Consider the following 18,472-nt stretch of genomic DNA (forward strand, 5'->3'; position numbering starts at 1 on the left):
CTTGAGCCTATTTTATTTTAAAAAGCATTTTATTTATTATAATTTTATCTATGATATATTGTTTAAATTAAATTTTTGATATTAACAGATTGTGGCTATGGGCAGTGTAGTTGATAATATTTATAACTTTATAGAAGAGGTGAGCCCTTATATAATAGTTGAAACTTTTATAAATATTGCGGAAAGCAATTTAGATCCCGATTATCATTTTGCTTTTGATAAATATAAATTTTCTTTCTTAACAAGTATTTCTTACTCCATCGAAAAAATATTATTTATGAATCAAGAAAATTATCATCCTGACACGGGAGTATTTAATTTGGTATCTACTTTCACTTACTATTATTTGAATATAATTGTAAGATTCTCGAATACCGAGACATTTAAAGATATTTATTTTGATAGCCCGATCTCTCCTCTTTCGCATTTTGTAGTGCAAGGAGCTTCCTTACTTTATTTAGATAGATGTTTGATATCTTTATATTCCGCCGGCTTTAAATCTGAAAACAATGCACAAGATAATGCTATATGCTCTGTAACAAACGATCTCATAGGTATTTACAGCAGCGATGAACAGCAAAGACCTTGCCCGGAGTATGATATTTGTTCACAGTCGGATAGCGATAATGTAAATGCAATAATATTCGAAATATTTTAAATTTTTATTACGGCAGTAAAAGATATTAATAAAATTTTAATAGATTTATTCTGGTTATTTTTATTTAATTTAATTAAAATGCTCTGATTATAAAAAAATATTAATTATCTGTTATGAGAGTTGATAAAAGTATATCGAATAATTTAATTGTAATAAATTCAGCTAACTCGCCTTTATTTAAGCGTATTGAAGTTGCAGCCTGCTTTATTAAGCGGCTTAACAAGCATGGATTCAATAATATTGCTGTAATAGCAGGAAATTCCGGTGACTTGCAAAGGTATGTAGCGTCTTTTCCTAAAGAAGTATTATTTATTGAAAGCCGAAATGATATTGAGCTTGCAAAAAATATTTTAATAGATTCTGTGGCAATCTTAAAAGAAGATTTATATAAATTAGCGCCTTATATTATAGCCGTTAATGAGGCTAAAAATTCATTTAGGATAAAAAATTCAGCAAAAGTTTTGCTTGTGGATTTTGATTTGAATAATAGAGGGATCTTAAACGAATTATCAAGAAGAGCTTTCTGCGGATTTACTATTCGTTTCGGAAAATCTAATGATTCTTTGTCCGAAAAAAATGTAATTAAAGCTGCAAAACATATTAAAGAAAAATTTACAATAAAAAATGATAAATTTATTGATGTCTCGTGTGAGCCTACTGACTATTATAAACTTAAAGATTATCAACCTGTTCCACTCACGGTTCTTCCTAAAAATGTACTTTCTGATTATACAGCTACACAAGAAAAACATAATGCTTCCATTTCACCGATTATAAGCATGCCTTCGGATAGCAGCAAACCTTACATACAAGGTTCAACGAGATCTGTGCATAACAATGTTCATTTTTATACAGGTAAGAAAGAAGATACTGAATTACAGAAAAATTTTTCCCGATATATTGAAAAGTATTCTATAATTTTAGGTAATATAGCTAGAGGTTCAATAGCTAATCAAAAATTATTTGATCTACCGAATAAAATAGAAGCTGAGATTTTTGTTGGAAATTATATTGTATCTCTATCTGCATTAGTGCAATCATTGTTGCCTGGAATAGCAGAGGAAAAAAGCTTATTATCATACCATTTAGAAGCTAATCCGAATGGTTATTTAGAAGAAGCTATTCTAAGGTTTTATAAGGTTATGGATGAAATTATTTTGGTTCTAGATTATCTTAGCAAAATTTATACTCATAGTTTTGCTGAAAAATTTATTAAAAATTTAACTATAACATTAAAAGATTTTGAAAGATTTTCTGATCTTCCATCTGCTGAAATGATTGCTGAACAACTAAATTCGGAAAACCGGACTTTACAACCGGAAATGCAACAAACTTCATCTGAAAATTCAATAGCATTAAGAAAAGAAGAAAAAGGTAAAGAAAAAGAAGACTTCGGCACTGATACTGAAGATGAAATAGATGAGAAAGAGGATGTAGTAGTGATATCTCATGTCGGCTCAATTAAAAGAAAGTGGGTAGATAAGGTTATAAACAAGGGCGCTGATACCAAGGAAAAGCCTTCTAAAAAGACTAAAAGCTATGTTGAAGAAGAAACAAAGCCTTCGGATTCGGCTGGTGAAAGGGAATCATTAAGAAGAAGCAAACAATCAGATGATTTTTCCAGAATGTAAAAATTAAATTACTTTTGCTTTTTATTAATATTTATTTAGTTGAAAATGTAATATTTATCTTTGCTCAGCAAGCAATTCGATATCTGATATGAGTAGTGAGACAAAGGATAAATTTTTATAAATAACATGATTTTAGATAATAAGTTCTATTTTAGTGAGTAAAAGTTATTAATAAATATTTAATAGCTTTATTCTGGTCTTTTTATTGAATTTAGTTAAAATGCTCGAATTATTAAATATTTAATGTTTGTTATGAGAGTTGGTAAAAACACCTGTGATAGTTTAATTGTAATCAATACAATTGACTCACCTTTATTTAAACAAATTGAAATTGCTTCCGAGTTTATTAAAAGCCTTGAGGAGCAGGGTTTTAAGAATATTGCATTAATAGCCAAAAACCGAAATATTTTAAAAGAATATACAAACTATTTTCCTAAGCAAAAAATAATTGTCGGAAATCAACGTAAAGTTGAGGTTGCGAAGAATATTTTAAAAGAAAATATGGTTAACGATATTCCTAAACCTGCTATAAATATACTTACACCCTATATTATATCGATTGATCAAGCTAAGAAATTTTTTGATATTAAGGATTTAAATAAAGCTTTGCTTATTAATTCAAATGTAACGTTTAAGGAAATTTTGACACAGTTATCATTTAGATCTTTTTGCGGAGTTATGACTTGCTTTGAGAATAACGACGTCTCTATTGACAAAAATGTTTTATCTGCAACGGCCGAAGCTATAAAAACTGATTTTACGGATATAAATGATAGATTCGTTGTTACTTTAATAAGGCCTGAGCATTTAAATAATTCTAATAATTATCCTCCAATTTTTCCGCCTTCTCCTGCTATAAAAACTAATATTCCTACTTATACGGTTTTTAGAAGCAAGCCCTTTGTTTTTGCTTCGGCAAGTGATGTTTCGGTTATCAGTCAATCTTATGAGAAAGCTTTTACAGCAGAGCAAAGCAATAATGATTATTTTAATTCAATTAATAAAATAACTCCTGAATTCCAGGCGAAGCTTTGGGAGCGTATTGAAAAATACTCAATAATTTTAGGCAATATAGCTAAAGTTTCCGCTATGCATAAAATATTACTAGGTTTACCTAATAAAGCGGATTTTCAAAATGTTACCAAAAAATACATTACAGCCATAGTTCCGGTTATAAAATCTTCTTTGTTGAAAATTGAAGAGGAAAAAACTTTACCATATATGGCCGAAGCTAAATTATATTTATATTTACAAAATGGTCTTAATAAATTTTATGATTTAATATATTATTTAGATCGTGAGATTCATCATCTTATAAATAATTATACTTATGATTTTGCGGAAAACTTCATTAATTTGCTATCCACAACATTAGCTGAATTTGAAAAATTTTCAACCATTCCATCTGCCGAAATGTTTGTTAATAATATGAATTTAATAAACTTAAGTTCGCGTTTGAACACAGGGCAAATTTCCTCAGAGAATCCGATTTTATCGACGGAAGAAGAAAAGGAGAGAGAAATGGAAGATTTAGGTACCGACACTGAAGATGAATTTGAATTTGATGAAAAACAAAAAAAAGATGAATTTTTAGAAAGCGGGAAAATACCTGTCATTACAAAAAACAGGGAGAGAACGTGGCGCATGATTGTCGGGATTGAAGATGAACCTGATATCAGTGTTCCCCAAGAAGTTTTAAAAAAACCTAAAATTAATACTACTAAAGATAACTTCTCTGTTAATCCCATAAGTGTAAGAGAATTATTAAGACAAAGTAAAAAATCAGGTGACAAAATAATAGAGAGAGTTTAAAGGTTGAGAAAGAAAAGTAACTTTTTCACATTTTATAGTATTAAGCTTTACTTTAAAAATTATTAAAAAACTATATCGGATGCTTAAAGTTTATTAAGATGTAATTGAAATGAAAATACTGATATTTCTAAATAAAAATATTAAATAACTTGCTCAATTATATCAAAAAATTTTAAATTCCTGATTTTATTAGTTGTAATTTTTTTTAAAATGTGAAACACTTAAAATGTTAAATGTCAATGTATGAACGAGGTTTCAATGAAGAATAATTACTCTACTTTAATAAAAAGTTTCCTGTTTGCTTTACTACTTGCACCTTTCTCTATGAACTTAGCGCATGCATACTCCACCCAGGATGTAGTTGTAAGCGGAAACGGAGATAAAGTTCGTACCGGATCCGGTGATTGCTTAAGAAGCAAATGGGATGTAGGTAATGACAGATGTATCGATGAACAAGAGCCGCAACCGCAAATTAAAGTTGTGAGAAAAGTTATCGGAATGGATGAAAGAACGGTTTACTTTAACTTCGACAGTTCTGTAATTACTGAAGATGAAAAGCATAAACTTAATGCTCTTGCTCATACTTTAAAGGAGCACAATATTAAAGCAGTTAAGATTTTAGGCTTTACCGATAGAATCGGCTCTGATGCTTATAACTATGCATTATCTAAAAAGCGTGCCGATGCCGTTAAAAACTACTTAGATTCTAAAGTGGCTATTGATAGCAGCATTCTTATTGAAAGAGGCTTAGGTAAACAACAACAAATTAAATCATGCGACGGTGTTAAAGGTAAAGAGCTTATTAATTGCTTGAAACCAAACCGTAGAGTAGTAGTTGAAGTAGATTATTTAGACAAAGTTTCTAACTAACAATCTATTTTAAATTATATTATTTATTAAAAAGCTCCTGTAAACATACGGGGGCTTTTTTAATATTTAATAGAAATCTAATTATCTTGCTGTTATATATCAGTATAACGGATTTAATTTTTGAAATAACTAAACTATTAAAGTCTAATATTGACAATAGCATTTAAAACTTAGATTATAGTTTTTGTCAAAAAACTATAATGAATTATACAAGATATAAGTATATTATGCCTGACTCAAGATTTTTTAAAAATAAAGGTTCTTTTAGTGTAATGGAAATTGCACAAAGATTTAACTGTGAAGTTATCGGTGATAAGAACCGAATAATAAAAGATATTGCAACTCTGGAAAATGCAGGAGAAGGGGATATAAGTTTTTTATACAACCCTAAATATATCGAGCAAATTAAAACTACTAAAGCTTCCGCTTGTATTATTGATGAAAAGAATATTCCGGTTGCACCTCCGCATCTTACTCTTTTGGTTACTGACAATTCTTATGTGCTATATGCAAAGATCACTTCATTATTTTACGGTGCAGCAAACTTAATAGCTAATATTTCTTCGACTGCTGCAATTGCAAAGAGTGCCAAAATAGGAGAAAACGTTACTATTGAAGACTTTGCCTTTGTGGGAGAAAATGCGGAGATCGGAGATAATGCTTATATCGGTGCACACACGTATATTGGAAATGGGGTCAAGATAGGTGATAATTCAACTATACACCCGCAGGCCTATTTAACTTATTGCACAATAGGCAGCAATTGTATTATCCATTCAGGAGTAAAAATCGGGCAGGACGGTTTCGGTTTTGCAGTAGGTAAAGAGGGCGCTGAAAAAGTTTTACAGTTAGGTTCGGTAATAGTCGGTAACAATGTTGAAATAGGTGCTAATACATGTATTGATCGTGGTACGATTGAAGATACCGTAATAGGTGATAATACTAAAATAGATAACCTTGTGCAATTAGGCCATAATGTGGTAATAGGGAAAAATTGTTTTGTGGTTGCTCAAGTTGGTATTGCAGGCAGCACAAAAATCGGCGACGGGGTAATGATAGGTGGGCAGGCGGGAATAGCAGGGCATTTAAATATCGGAGACGGAGCCAAAATTGCTGCTAAATCCGGGGTGATGCAGGATGTTGAGCGGGAACAAATGGTCGGGGGTGCTCCTGCAATGAATATAAGGGATTGGCATAGGATAACCGCAATGTTAAAGAAAATGATTAAGGGTGGTGGCAGTAAGAATGACTGATTTACAACTTCAAAATATAAATATAGAAAAAATAATGGATATTATCCCGCATAGATATCCGCTACTGCTGGTTGATAGAATTATAGAAATGCATCCTGATGAAGGAGCTATAGCTCTTAAGAATGTAACTATTAATGAAAATTTCTTTAACGGGCATTTCCCCGGTAAGCCTATCATGCCAGGTGTGCTGATAGTAGAGGCTATGGCACAAGCATCGGCTGTTTTTGTTGTGATAAACATGGGAGTATGCACTAAGCAAAAGCTAGTCTATTTCATGTCAATTGAAGAAGCCCATTTTAGAAAACCCGTCGTTCCGGGTGATTCTCTTTACTTGCATGTCCAAAAGATAAAAAGCAGAGGAAATGTTTGGAAAATGAAAGGGGAAGCAAAAGTAGACGGAGTCAGGGTTGCTGATGCAGTATTTACAGCCATGATTGTAGACAAAGAAAATGATAAGTAAAAAAGAGAGTAAAATGATTCATCCCACAGCGGTTATTTATGATGGTGCTAAGGTTGCATCGAGCGCAGAAATAGGTCCATATTGTGTAATCGGTTCTAATGTTGAAATAAAAGATGGGGTCATTCTTAAATCTCATGTTTGTGTAGACGGATATACTGTAATTGATGAGGGGACGACGGTTTTTCCTTTTGCTTCTCTTGGTTTAGTACCGCAGGATTTAAAATACAGCGGAGAAAAATCTACGGTTTATATCGGTAAAAATAATACAATCAGGGAATATGTAACTATCCATCCCGGTACGGAGCAGGGCGGGATGAAGACCGAAATAGGAGATAACTGCCTGCTTATGATAGGGGTGCATGTAGCACATGACTGTAAAATCGGCAATAATGTTATTATGGCTAATAATGTTACGCTTGCAGGGCATGTTAATGTTGCGGATTTTGCTATAATCGGTGGTATGTCTGCTGTTCATCAGTTCGTGAGGATCGGAGCGCATTCGATTATCGGCGGAGGCAGCATTGTTGTTGAAGATGTAATTCCTTTCGGCAATGTCGTCGGGGAAAGAGCAGGGCTTGCCGGGCTTAATATCGTAGGAATGAAGCGGAGAAATTTTGATAGAGAGACTATCAAACAACTGCAAATTGCATTCAAGAGGTTGTTTGTGGATAATGATAATACTTTTGAAAGCCGCGTAAATGATGTAGAAGAAAATTTCGGCAATAATGAGAAAGTAAAGGAAATTGTTCAATTTCTTAAGGCAGATAGTTCAAGATCAATATGTATGCCGAAAATAAGGGATGAATCTTAATGGAAAATATAGAAATTAAAAAATTAGGAATAATAGCGGGAAGCGAATCTTTACCAAGGCATGTAGTTGACGCTGCAAAAAAGCAAAATATTGAATTTGTTCTAATCGGGCTTACCGGCCAAACCAGTGAAGAGCTGTATAAAGATATTGAATATCAAACCTTCCAACTGCACTCTATAAGTAAAATAATTAAGAAGCTTAATGATGAAGGAGTTTCTCATGTAGTTTTTGCCGGAAGAGTAAAAAGGACTAGTATTTCAAAACTTCTTTTGGATGTTAAAGGGGCAAAATTATTTGCAAGCATTATGAGAAACGGTATTAATGATAATTCTTTGCTTACAACCATAGTTAATTTTTTTGAAAATGAAGGTTTCACCGTATTGCCTGCTGAATATATAGCTCAGGACATAGTGGTAAGAAGCGGCCATATTACCAAAACTAAACCAAGTAAAGAAGCTTGGGAGGATATTAAAAAGGGTACTAAAATATTAAAAGGAATTGCGGAGTTCGATGTCGGGCAGGCGCTCGTGATACAAGAAGGATTAGTACTCGGAGTTGAAGCTGCCGAAGGGACTGACCGGTTAATTGAGCGTTGCGGCGGTATTCAACAAAAAGAAGAGCATGGAGCTATTTTAATAAAAGTTTCTAAGCCCGATCAGGATAAAAGGGTAGATCTGCCGTGTATAGGAATAAATACGGTAAAAGAATTACATAAAAACGGTCTAATCGGAGTTGCAATTGAAGCGGGTTCGGCATTAATTATTGATGAAAAAGCGACTGTAGAAGAAGCGGATAGACTAGGTATATTTATATTCGGTATTTAAATTTTAATAATATAGTTTATGACAGTTATTATTGCAATTGACGGCCCCTCTGCTTCAGGTAAAGGTACTTTATCCAAAGGTTTAGCTAAAAAGCTGGGCTTTGATTATCTGGATACCGGCTCCTTATATAGAATTTTAGGATATTATGCATTAGAAGCTGAACTTGCTTCAAATGATGCAGAAAAAATAGTCGGTTTAGTACCTGAAATTGATTTTAGTAAATCTAAAAACTTAACCCTCACCAGTGATAAAGTAAGTAAAATGGCATCTGAAATCGCAAGCCAACCGAAAGTGCGAGAAGCCCTGAATTCTATGCAGAAAAACTTCCCTTTAGGCAAGGTGGGAGCGGTGATAGACGGTAGAGATATAGGTACCGTAATATTTCCTGATGCTGATTGTAAATTTTTTATCACGGCAGATTTAGGAGTAAGAGCTGAGAGAAGATATAAACAGTTGCAAAGCGGGAGAAAAGATATTATATTCGACCAAGTCTTGCAAAGTCTGAAGGAGCGTGACGAACTGGATAGAAATAGGGCAATAGCACCTACTTTACCTGCCGATGATGCCATCATCATTGATAATTCCGATCTTAATGCTGATGAAGTATTACAAGTAGTACTTGAAAAGACTCTGGAGACATTAAAACAAAAAAATATTAATATTAACCTTTTTTAACCGGGAGTGTCATATAATATATGGCTATCAAATCAAATATAAACAAAAATGAAGAAATAAACTTTAGTGAAAGTTTTGCTCAATTGTTTGAAGACTCAATTCAAAATGAAAAGAAAGAAGGCACCGTAATCAAGGGGCAGGTTGTCGGGATTGAAAGGGATGCTGTTCTTATAGATGTAGGATTAAAAAGTGAAGGCAGAGTTCCACTTAAAGAATTTGCATTAGACGGAGAAGAGCCGAATATTAACATCGGTGATACAGTTGATGTGTTTGTTGAAAGGCTTGAAGGTAAATCAGGCAGAACTGTTTTAAGTAGAGAAAAAGCTTTACGTGAAGAAGCTTGGGTGAAGTTTGAAGAATTACAAAATAAAGATGTGAATGTTGATGGTAAAGTAATCGGCAGAGTTAAAGGCGGTTTTGCCGTCGATTTAGGCGGCTTAATTGCGTTCTTACCCGGGAGCCAGGTTGATATTCGCCCCGTAAAAGATGCTTCCGTGCTTATGAATATTTCTCAACCGTTTAAAATTTTAAAAATGGATAGAGATCAAGGTAACGTGGTTGTTTCCAGAAGAGCTATTCTTGAAGAATCAAGAGCAGAAGCCAGAAATGAATTATTATCTAATATTTCGGAAGGTTCAATCCTTGAAGGTGTGGTTAAAAATATCACTGATTACGGTGCGTTCATTGACCTTGGTTCATTAGACGGATTACTGCATATAACTGATATTTCATGGAATAAAATTTCTCATCCTTCCGAAGTATTAAGTTTAGGACAGCAAATTAAAGTAATGGTTATTAAATATAACCCGGAAACAAAGAGAGTCTCATTAGGGCTCAAGCAACTGGAATCGAATCCGTGGGATGGCCTATCTGATAAGTATCAACCGGGTATGAGATTCACCGGAAGCGTAACTACCGTTACCGACTATGGTGCATTTGTTGAACTTGCACAAGGTGTTGAAGGCTTAGTATATCATACTGAAATTAGCTGGAATGCTAAAAATATTCATCCGAGAAAACTATTGAAAGCCGGTGACGAAATAGAAGTAGTTGTTCTTGAAATTGATATTTCCAAGCACCGTATAAGCTTGAGTATGAAGCAATGTAAACCGAACCCGTGGCAGAAATTTACCGATGAAAATCCGATCGGTACAATTGTTGAAGGTGTAGTTAAAAATATTGCTGATTTCGGTTTATTCGTGACTGTTAACGAAGAAAATCCTGATGCTGCAATTGATGCACTGGTTCCTGCCGTTGAGCTTACCTGGAGTGATAACCCGGAGGAAGAGCTTAAAAATTATAAAAAAGGTGATATAGTTAAAGGAATCGTACTTACTTCCGATGTTGAAAGAGAAAGAGTTACTTTAGGTATTAAACAACTTTCTACAGATCACTTTACCGAAGCTGCTGATAAGCTCGACAAGAACAGTGTCGTAACTTGTACCGTAACTGACGTGAAGAGCGAGGGTATTGAAGTTGAGGTTGCCGAAAACATTAAAGCGTTTATCAAGAAAGGTGATATTTCCAAGCATAAAGCTGAACAAAGACCTGAAAGGTTTGCGGTTGGCGACAGAGTTGATGCTATGGTAGTTGCTATTGATAAAAATACTCGTAAAGTTAACATCTCTATTAAGGCTTTAGAAGCTGACCAAGAGAAAAAAGCAATTGCCGAATACGGTTCAACTGATAGTGGTGCAAGCTTAGGTGATATCTTAGGTGCAGCACTCGGCCAATCACAAAACAAAGATAAAGAATAATATTCTTTATAAAGTTAATTGTAATAAGAAGCCCTTTTGCTAATGTGGAAGGGCTTTTTTTATTATAGTAATATAGTAATTTAAATGGGTAAAAAATAAGTATTGTGCTCTTATATAGTTATACATTAGCCTTAGCCTAAAAATAGGGCAGTTATATGGAACAATTATGGGAAAGAAGGAAGGAATTTCATACCCTTACTGAAAGTAAAATTAAGAAATTATCCGATAATGCTTTAAATAGAGACGATATAATTGATATCCATAAAACAAGTAACGGTCTTGCAAATACTAACTATATTCTTATGTACCATAACGGGGATAAATTTGTACTGCGATTGTATACGCGGGATTCAAACGCAGGTCTAAAGGAATTTAACCTGGCAAATTTACTATGCCACGAAGCTTTGGTACCTAAGTGTGTAAAATATTTTCCAGTCAGTGAGGCTTTTCAATATGCTTATAGTTTTGTTGAATATAAAAAAGGCATTCTACTTTCCAACTATCTTGATAAACCTGATTTATTGCCTGAATTACTGAAAATATATAAAGAACTGGGGCAGTTTTTAGCAAGATTAAAAGCCTATCGTTTTGAGGGTTCAGGTTCGCTTAACCCGGATTTGACGGTAAGCCGATTTACAACAAAACATAATGAAAATAATCCTTATATAAATTTTATTTTGGATTGTATTAATATGGTAAGGGTTAAAAACCGATTAGGAACCTCTTTATTTAATAGAATTAAAAATGTACTCAAAATTCACCATGACTTATTCCCTAAGCTAAATAATGATTATCATCTTGTACATGGTGATTTTAAGCCGACAAATATACTGGTATATGAAAGTGAAGGAGCTTTAAAAATATCGGGAATAATTGATTGGGAATTTGCCTATGCGGGAAGTGGCTATTCCGATATAGCTAACCTCTTTAGATTTAAAAACATATTTGATGAGCAACTGAAAGGCAGTTTTGCCGAGGGTTATAAAAGTAGGGGAGGAAGCTTAAACAAAGAGTGGGAAAAAAGTATTAAATTAGTTGATTTAATAAATTTATGCGACTTACTTAGCTCTGAGGAAGAGAGACCTAATATGCATACTGATATAATTAAGCTGATTACCGAGAGTTTAAATTTTATTGAGCGTTAAATATAACTAAAAAATTATGGCAAATATAAATAAGTTTCAAATTGATATTCCCTTGGTGCACCGATTAATTGCCGCACAATTCCCGCAGTGGGCGGGTCTCCCGATTAAACCAATCAAGCCTGAAGGATGGGACAATAAAACTTTTCGCCTTGGTGATCAGATGACTATTCATAATATATATTATCCGATGAATTGTTATAAAAAAGCCCGTTCATTATTATGAAGGGTGTGGTGTCGCATATTTTGATAAGATAGCTCTAATTGCTGTATAAAGTAGAATAAATAATAAATAATATGACAATTCAGATGCCTGAAAAATTGCCAGAATATTTTAAATAGTATTGTTTATCAGCTGAAAACTTTAAAATCCTAATGGCTTAATGTAGATAATTCAAATTTATCTATCCTATTATCCGCTCAAATATAGAGTAATATAAAGTAGTGCTATATAACCTTAAACTGCCACCATAGTAGGGCTTTGGATAAAATAAGTTGTAAAAAAGTTCTATTTTTGCTTAAGTAAAAATTAAGTAGAGAGGTATTGCATTATTTATATACCCACCCAAGCGGTTGCCAATTTTATAAGTAAGCAAAACGACTAAGGAAAATAAAAAGTAAAGAATATTTATTATTCTGGAATAAGCATAGAACACTTCTTATCTTTTATTTAGGTAAATATAGCCTTATAACTAAAGGAGGATATGTGAAACATATATTTAAAGTAACGGGTGCAAATAAAGCACTTATAATTGCATTTACTGCTATAGGAACCGGTGTTGTTGCTTGTACTCCCGGTTATGTAGGCCATCCCAAAGATGTAAACCCGATATTAGCAACTGGTTATGATGCATCAGTATTTTCAAAACCCAAACATACTGAGCATCAAATGAACTATTCTTACAGTAACCCGGAGCAAGTTTCGGTTAGACATATTGATATTGATTGGAATGTTATGCTTGATTCGAAAACTATTGAAGGAAGCGTAATTTTATCTATTGATAAAAAAGACTTTTTAACAAATCAACCATTAATCCTAGACTCAAGAGATTTGGTTATAAGAAAAATTGAGGGTTCAAGCGATAAAATAACTTTTTCACCTATTATTTATAAATTAGGAAAAAGAGACCCGATAAAGGGGCAAGCTATAATTATCCCCCTTCAAGATTCTACTAATTATATTCGTATAAAATATAGCACAAGTCCAACAGCCGAAGGGTTGCACTGGATAAAATCAGAACAATCCGAATATTCATCGCTATTCACCGTAGCCTGTCCAATACATGCCAGGGATTTTATACCACTTCAAGATACACCTCAAGTAAGAATAACTTACACGGCTAAAATTCAAAGCAAACCTGAATTTCTGGTATTAATGAGTGCAAGTAATAATCCTAAAAGCAAAAGCTCGAACGGCTATTACGAATTTGAAATGAATAACCCTATACCACCTTATTTGATCAGCCTAGCAATAGGAGATTTTAAATTTAAGCAATTAAGTAATTATATAGGAATTTATGCCAATCCTTCATATATTGAAAGGGGGATCACAGAATTTGCTGATTTAAATAAGATGATGAAAGTAGCAGAATCACTCTATGGACCTTATTTATGGAGCCGCTACGATCTATTAATATTACCTAATACTTTCCCTGCCGGAGCTATGGAAAACCCTTCACTTACTTTTGTTAGTCCTACAATAATTACCGGGGACAAAAGCTTTGTTTCAGTAATTGCACATGAGCTTGCTCATTCTTGGTCGGGCAATTTGGTTACAAACGCTACATGGAATGATATATGGCTAAATGAGGGCATAACTACTTATATGCAAAATCGTATAGTCGAAGAAGTTTACGGTAAAAAACAGGCGGAAATAGAAGTTAGGCTTAGCTATGAACAGCTTTTAAAAGCTTATAAGATATTGGCACCGGAGGATTTGATATTAAATCAAAAATTTCGTAATCCTAATCCTGATGATGTGTTTACCCCTGTTCCTTATAATAAAGGCTTCCTATTTATTAAGCATCTTGAACAACTTTTCGGGAGAAGTGAGATTGATAATTTTTTGCGTGAATATACAAGGGAATTTGCCTTTAAAGCTATTAGTACTAATGATTTTGAGCAATATTTAAGAAAACATTTACTTAATAAAAACAGCCGACTAAGCCAAAGGGCTAGTATAAAAGAGTGGTTATACGGTACTGACTTACCTACCACATTTATAGAACCTAGCAAACGGCATTTAATAGCTATAGGAAATCAGGCAAAAGAATGGGCTGCGGATGAAATTACACAAATTGATACGGCTGGTTGGAGGGGGCAACAATGGATTTATTTTATTGATAATTTACCAACTAAACTTAGCCCTAATAAACTTGAGGAATTGAACAAAATACTTAATATTAAGAATAGCCGGAATGCTTTGATTATTAGTAAATGGTTAACATTAGCAATAGCTAATAACTATGAACCTGCATATGGTAGTTTAGAAAGATATTTAACGATTATAGGTAAAATGAGCTTGATAAAACCTATTTATGAGGAACTGGTAAAAACTAATGAAGGTTTAAAAATAGCAAATCATATTTATAATAAAGCAAAACCGTTTTATCACTCGCTCACGATACGCGAGATTAATAAAGTTTTTGAAAAAGCTGGTAAGGATTGAAATCATCATTCATCCTAAGAAAACTGTTATGCAGATATTTTAAAGATATACTTAAAACCTTAATATGAAGTTTATAATGAAGTTAAGGTATTACTGGGAAAATAGGCTTTAAAGAAAATATGGCAAAGTCATTTATACGTAAGCCCAATTTAATTTTTTATAGTTTAACTATGTTCCCTATATAGGATGTTCAACTTAATTTACTATATAATAACTAAGTTTACTTTGGTTCTAACCTTTGACAATAAATTAATTTTATGAAGAAAAAATGGCGGCTGGAGTAGGATTAATTTTACTCAAGCGCATCCGGCTTGCCCATAGTCTATATTACTAAAGCTCGATTCCGAACCCATTATGGGTTCTAATCTACTCTGTATAATAAAACGAAAAAAGAATAAATTTAAGGTTCGCTCTGCTTTCAAGCCTTAACATTACTCTTCTTTATTTTATGGCGGATGGAGTGGGATTCGAACCCACGGTACGCGCGAACGTACGTCGGTTTTCAAGACCGGTGCCTTAAACCGCTCGGCCATCCATCCGGGATTTGTTTTATCAAACTCCAGCCATATTAGCAAGCATAAAAATTATAATTTTTGGTAAAAATATATTATTTTGCTATCTCAGATTATCCGGTAGCCCGCTTAATTTTAGCGCCACAAGCACTAAGCTTATCATCCAGATGTTCATAACCTCTGTCAAGGTGATAAATCCTTCTGATTACAGAACCTCCGCTTGCTGAAAGTGCCGCAAGCACCAGAGCCATTGAAGCTCTGAGGTCGGTTGCCATCACTTCCGCTGATTTCAGCTCCTCAACTCCTTCAACAATCGCAAGGTTACCTTCAACTAAAATCTTTGCTCCCATCCTATTGAGCTCAGGAACATGCATGAACCTGTTTTCAAAAATATTCTCTCTTACATGGGAAGTGCCTTCGGCGATTGCAAGAAGAGTCATCATCTGGGCTTGTAAATCGGTAGAAAAATTCGGGTATGGTTCTGTTTTAATATCAGTTTTATGGAATTTGCCTTCGCCTGAAATAATTATATTATGCTCGCCTTCTTCAATTCCTATCCCGATTTCTTTAAAATGTACCAACTGTGAGCGAAGCATCTCCGGCTCTATACCTCTTAAGTTGATTTTCCCCCTCGTTATAGCAGCAGCAACCGCATAACTTCCGGCTTCAATCCGATCACCGATTACTTCATGTTCCGTGCTTGAAAGATTATCCACTCCTTCTATCGTGATAATATCGGTACCTTCCCCGGAAATAATTGCTCCCATGGATTTTAAAAATTTGGCTAAATCAACAATTTCAGGTTCTCTTGCTGCATTATGCATAATAGTTTTTCCTTCAGCTAAAACCGCAGCCATCATGATGTTTTCCGTAGCACCAACAGAGACTTTATCAAAAAATATTTCAGCACCTTTTAATTTCCCGCTTACTTTGGCTATTATATAGCCTTCAGATAATTCAACTTCAGCTCCCATTTCTTGAATAGCTTTAATATGCATATCAACAGGCCTAGTCCCGATTGCACAACCTCCAGGCAATGAAACTTTAGCTTCTCCAAATCTTGCAAGCAATGGACCTAAGACTAAAATTGATGCTCTCATTTTGCTGACAAGCTCATATGGCGCAACTAAATTAGTAATATTTTTAGCATCCAGTATTATACTTCTATTCTTGCTTCCCAGCTCAATATTCGATATTCCTTCATTTGTTACTTTAACTCCGTGTTGAGCGAGCAATGCAGTCATGCTTTCAATATCTTTCAAATCAGGGATGTTAGAAATTTTAACTTCTCTATCACACAAAATAGAAGCTGCCAGAATAGGAAGTGCAGCATTTTTAGAACCGCTGATGTTAATTTCCCCGTAAAGCGGAATGCCGCCCTCAACTAAAATGATACCCATAAATGACTCAAACAATTAATTTTGCACTAAGCTAGCAAAATTATTAAAAATTATCAATCAGAGTACTTGATTAATTTGCACTTGCTAACTATTTCTTTATACAAATTAATTTTTCTTAGAATATAATGAGTAAGCAGGATTACTATCAAACTTTAGGCGTATCTAAGTCCGCAAGCAAAGAAGAACTTAAAAAAGCATACAGAAAACTTGCAATGCAATATCACCCCGATCGCAATCAAGGTGACAAGGAAGCTGAAAAAAAATTCAAAGAAATTAATGAAGCTTATGAAATTCTAAAAGATGATGATAAAAAAGCTGCTTACGACAGATTCGGTCATTCGGCTTTCCAAAATGGGGGTGGAGGAGGAGCCGGCAGCAGAGGAAACGGAGGAGGGTTTGACTATTCCGGAGACTTTTCCGATCTTAATGATTTATTCGGCGGAATATTTAATGAATTCATGGGCGGAGGCGCACGGACTGCTAGCAGAGACATCGGGCGAGGTTCCGATTTAAGATACAATCTGAGCATTTCATTAGAAGAAGCTTATTCGGGCGCTAAGCAAAACATTAAATATAAAACTGCGGTTAAGTGCGAGACTTGCAGCGGCAAAGGAAGTAAGAGCGGCAATGTTGCAAATTGCTCGACTTGTAACGGAAGTGGGAGAATTAGGGCACAACAAGGCTTCTTTACGGTTGAAAGAACATGTCATACATGTTCTGGTACCGGTAAGATTATTAAGGATCCTTGCACAAGCTGTCGAGGAGAAGGAAGGGTTATTAAAGAAAAAACTATTTTAGTTAATATACCGGCAGGTGTTGAAGACGGCATGCGAATAAGAGTAGCCAACGAAGGAGAAGCTGGATTAAGGAATGCACCTTCCGGTGATCTTTATATATTTGTTTCCATAAAAAATCATAAATTCTTTGAGAGGGAAGGGTACCAACTATTTTGTTCTATACCTATAAAAATGACTACCGCAGCTCTAGGAGGCGTTTTAGAAGTACCTACTCTTGACGGTAAGTCAGCTAAGATAACTATACCTCAAGGTACTCAGAGCGGCACGCAATTCAGGTTAAAAGGCAAAGGTATGCCTATCATGAAAACTCCGGGGCATGGAGACTTGATTGTGAAAGTTATAGTAGAGATTCCAGTAAAACTTTCTAAAAAACAAAAAGAGCTATTAGAAGAATTTGAGAAAGAGAACAGTTCTGGTTGTAATCCTCAAACGGAAAGTTTTTTTGCAAAAGTTAAAGGTCTATGGGATGATTTGAAAAGCTAGTACATTTAATATAAATTCCGTAAAATTTTTAAAAATTTAAACCGAGTATTATTGCTTAACCTACAGTAATATAACAAATAATAATGCTTTTTTTTAGGTGAAATGTATTTGTTTATTAGTATCTTAGAGGCAAAAATATTTTTAATCGTCTGGACTCACAAAGTTGTCTGATCTTAACCAAAGTCAACTATTTTATTTGCATAAAACAAAATTATATTTCTTTACCAAATCACTTTGGTAGGGCACATATATAAAACAAATTTAATCAATTTATGTTTTTTAGTTGCGGTGGGACGTTATGGGCAAATATAGCGGGGATATAGCTTTATCTAAAGCTTGGGATATTTTGACAAATAGCTCTAATTCCTTCTTAATTGATGTAAGAACGATAGAAGAATACATCTTCGTAGGAGCTCCATGGCTTAAGGAGATAGGTAAGGAAACTGTTCATATGCCATGGCGCTTATTTCCGAATATGGAGATTAACCCGCATTTTATTGCCGGTATTACTAAAATAGTTCCGGATATTAACTCGGAATTGCTTTTTATTTGCCGTAGTGGAGCACGATCAAGAGAAGCTGCTCAAAACTTAACGGAACACGGATATAAAAATTGTTATAATATTACTGAAGGATTTGAGGGAAACTTAAATAATAAATACCAACGCGGAAACTTAAGCGGCTGGAAAGTAGCTAATCTTCCTTGGAGGCAAAATTAGT

General features: G+C 34.1%; 16 protein-coding genes and 1 tRNA gene. 15 read left to right on the forward strand and 2 right to left on the reverse strand.

The window, feature by feature from the left end; genetic code table 11:
- The first annotated feature begins 97 nt into the window (after window positions 1–97).
- The 13 genes from I862_RS07610 (at window position 98) to I862_RS07670 (ending at window position 14,561) form a co-directional block, all read left to right on the forward strand.
- Window positions 98–658, forward strand: coding sequence for a hypothetical protein (locus I862_RS07610; RefSeq protein WP_038540819.1), 561 nt, complete (start codon window positions 98–100; stop codon window positions 656–658).
- Between the two features lie 113 nt (window positions 659–771).
- Window positions 772–2,289 (forward strand): hypothetical protein, encoded by a 1,518-nt coding sequence (locus I862_RS07615; protein WP_038540821.1) that lies wholly within the window; start codon window positions 772–774, stop codon window positions 2,287–2,289.
- A gap of 252 nt (window positions 2,290–2,541) precedes the next feature.
- Entirely contained in the window at window positions 2,542–4,101 is a 1,560-nt protein-coding gene (locus tag I862_RS07620; RefSeq protein WP_148299518.1) for a hypothetical protein, read from the forward strand.
- 243 nt (window positions 4,102–4,344) lie between these two features.
- Window positions 4,345–4,971 carry an OmpA family protein gene (locus I862_RS08020; RefSeq protein ID WP_084173823.1) on the forward strand — a complete coding sequence of 209 codons (627 nt, stop codon included), beginning with the start codon at window positions 4,345–4,347 and terminating at the stop codon, window positions 4,969–4,971.
- Between the two features lie 227 nt (window positions 4,972–5,198).
- Window positions 5,199–6,224, forward strand: a complete 1,026-nt coding sequence (gene lpxD, locus I862_RS07630) for a UDP-3-O-(3-hydroxymyristoyl)glucosamine N-acyltransferase (protein ID WP_038540829.1) — start codon at window positions 5,199–5,201, stop codon at window positions 6,222–6,224.
- Window positions 6,217–6,684 (forward strand): 3-hydroxyacyl-ACP dehydratase FabZ, encoded by a 468-nt coding sequence (gene fabZ / locus I862_RS07635; protein WP_038540831.1) that lies wholly within the window; start codon window positions 6,217–6,219, stop codon window positions 6,682–6,684. Before lpxD ends, fabZ begins: the two co-directional genes overlap by 8 nt.
- A gap of 13 nt (window positions 6,685–6,697) precedes the next feature.
- A complete protein-coding gene (gene lpxA, locus I862_RS07640) occupies window positions 6,698–7,495 on the forward strand; it encodes an acyl-ACP--UDP-N-acetylglucosamine O-acyltransferase (RefSeq protein WP_038541803.1) in 798 nt (265 codons plus the stop codon).
- The gene (locus tag I862_RS07645) at window positions 7,495–8,319 is read left to right on the forward strand and encodes an LpxI family protein (protein ID WP_038540833.1); all 825 of its coding nucleotides are present in this window, start codon (window positions 7,495–7,497) and stop codon (window positions 8,317–8,319) included. Before lpxA ends, I862_RS07645 begins: the two co-directional genes overlap by 1 nt.
- A gap of 18 nt (window positions 8,320–8,337) precedes the next feature.
- Window positions 8,338–8,994 carry a (d)CMP kinase gene (cmk, locus tag I862_RS07650; RefSeq protein ID WP_038540836.1) on the forward strand — a complete coding sequence of 219 codons (657 nt, stop codon included), beginning with the start codon at window positions 8,338–8,340 and terminating at the stop codon, window positions 8,992–8,994.
- 20 nt (window positions 8,995–9,014) lie between these two features.
- On the forward strand, window positions 9,015–10,751 hold the full coding sequence (locus tag I862_RS07655; RefSeq protein ID WP_052646560.1) for a 30S ribosomal protein S1: 1,737 nt from the start codon (window positions 9,015–9,017) through the stop codon (window positions 10,749–10,751).
- Between the two features lie 155 nt (window positions 10,752–10,906).
- A complete protein-coding gene (locus I862_RS08025; protein WP_052646561.1) occupies window positions 10,907–11,896 on the forward strand; it encodes an aminoglycoside phosphotransferase family protein in 990 nt (329 codons plus the stop codon).
- A gap of 16 nt (window positions 11,897–11,912) precedes the next feature.
- The gene (locus tag I862_RS07665; RefSeq protein ID WP_038540839.1) at window positions 11,913–12,119 is read left to right on the forward strand and encodes a hypothetical protein; all 207 of its coding nucleotides are present in this window, start codon (window positions 11,913–11,915) and stop codon (window positions 12,117–12,119) included.
- Window positions 12,120–12,599: 480 nt separating this feature from the next.
- A complete protein-coding gene (locus I862_RS07670; protein ID WP_052646562.1) occupies window positions 12,600–14,561 on the forward strand; it encodes a M1 family metallopeptidase in 1,962 nt (653 codons plus the stop codon).
- A gap of 449 nt (window positions 14,562–15,010) precedes the next feature.
- Here the strand turns inward: I862_RS07670 and I862_RS07675 are convergent.
- Both I862_RS07675 and murA read right to left on the reverse strand, forming a co-directional pair.
- Window positions 15,011–15,100 (reverse strand) — tRNA-Ser (locus tag I862_RS07675).
- An 86-nt stretch (window positions 15,101–15,186) separates the two neighbouring features.
- Entirely contained in the window at window positions 15,187–16,473 is a 1,287-nt protein-coding gene (gene murA, locus I862_RS07680) for a UDP-N-acetylglucosamine 1-carboxyvinyltransferase (protein ID WP_038540842.1), read from the reverse strand.
- A gap of 125 nt (window positions 16,474–16,598) precedes the next feature.
- Here murA and dnaJ point away from each other — a divergent pair, with 125 nt between their 5' ends.
- Together dnaJ and I862_RS07690 are read left to right on the forward strand one after the other, a co-directional pair.
- Window positions 16,599–17,753 (forward strand): molecular chaperone DnaJ, encoded by a 1,155-nt coding sequence (gene dnaJ / locus I862_RS07685; RefSeq protein WP_038540845.1) that lies wholly within the window; start codon window positions 16,599–16,601, stop codon window positions 17,751–17,753.
- A 298-nt stretch (window positions 17,754–18,051) separates the two neighbouring features.
- Complete coding sequence (locus I862_RS07690; RefSeq protein ID WP_038540849.1) at window positions 18,052–18,471, forward strand: rhodanese-like domain-containing protein; 420 nt, start codon at window positions 18,052–18,054, stop codon at window positions 18,469–18,471.
- Window position 18,472 lies beyond the last annotated feature (1 nt).

Origin of the sequence: endosymbiont of Acanthamoeba sp. UWC8 (assembly GCF_000730245.1) — a bacterium.
Classification (GTDB): Bacteria; Pseudomonadota; Alphaproteobacteria; order Rickettsiales; family Midichloriaceae; genus Jidaibacter.

Excerpts from the sequence above, each read along its gene's own strand:
- I862_RS07610 (WP_038540819.1), top strand. The coding sequence starts at position 98 with ATGGGCAGTGTAGTTGATAATATTTATAACTTTATAGAAGAGGTGAGC.
- I862_RS07615 (WP_038540821.1), top strand. The coding sequence starts at position 772 with ATGAGAGTTGATAAAAGTATATCGAATAATTTAATTGTAATAAATTCA.
- I862_RS07620 (WP_148299518.1), top strand. The coding sequence starts at position 2,542 with ATGAGAGTTGGTAAAAACACCTGTGATAGTTTAATTGTAATCAATACA.
- I862_RS08020 (WP_084173823.1), top strand. The coding sequence starts at position 4,345 with ATGAACGAGGTTTCAATGAAGAATAATTACTCTACTTTAATAAAAAGT.
- lpxD (WP_038540829.1), top strand. The coding sequence starts at position 5,199 with ATGCCTGACTCAAGATTTTTTAAAAATAAAGGTTCTTTTAGTGTAATG.
- fabZ (WP_038540831.1), top strand. The coding sequence starts at position 6,217 with ATGACTGATTTACAACTTCAAAATATAAATATAGAAAAAATAATGGAT.
- lpxA (WP_038541803.1), top strand. The coding sequence starts at position 6,698 with ATGATTCATCCCACAGCGGTTATTTATGATGGTGCTAAGGTTGCATCG.
- I862_RS07645 (WP_038540833.1), top strand. The coding sequence starts at position 7,495 with ATGGAAAATATAGAAATTAAAAAATTAGGAATAATAGCGGGAAGCGAA.
- cmk (WP_038540836.1), top strand. The coding sequence starts at position 8,338 with ATGACAGTTATTATTGCAATTGACGGCCCCTCTGCTTCAGGTAAAGGT.
- I862_RS07655 (WP_052646560.1), top strand. The coding sequence starts at position 9,015 with ATGGCTATCAAATCAAATATAAACAAAAATGAAGAAATAAACTTTAGT.
- I862_RS08025 (WP_052646561.1), top strand. The coding sequence starts at position 10,907 with ATGGAACAATTATGGGAAAGAAGGAAGGAATTTCATACCCTTACTGAA.
- I862_RS07665 (WP_038540839.1), top strand. The coding sequence starts at position 11,913 with ATGGCAAATATAAATAAGTTTCAAATTGATATTCCCTTGGTGCACCGA.
- murA (WP_038540842.1), bottom strand. The coding sequence starts at position 16,473 with ATGGGTATCATTTTAGTTGAGGGCGGCATTCCGCTTTACGGGGAAATT.
- dnaJ (WP_038540845.1), top strand. The coding sequence starts at position 16,599 with ATGAGTAAGCAGGATTACTATCAAACTTTAGGCGTATCTAAGTCCGCA.
- I862_RS07690 (WP_038540849.1), top strand. The coding sequence starts at position 18,052 with ATGGGCAAATATAGCGGGGATATAGCTTTATCTAAAGCTTGGGATATT.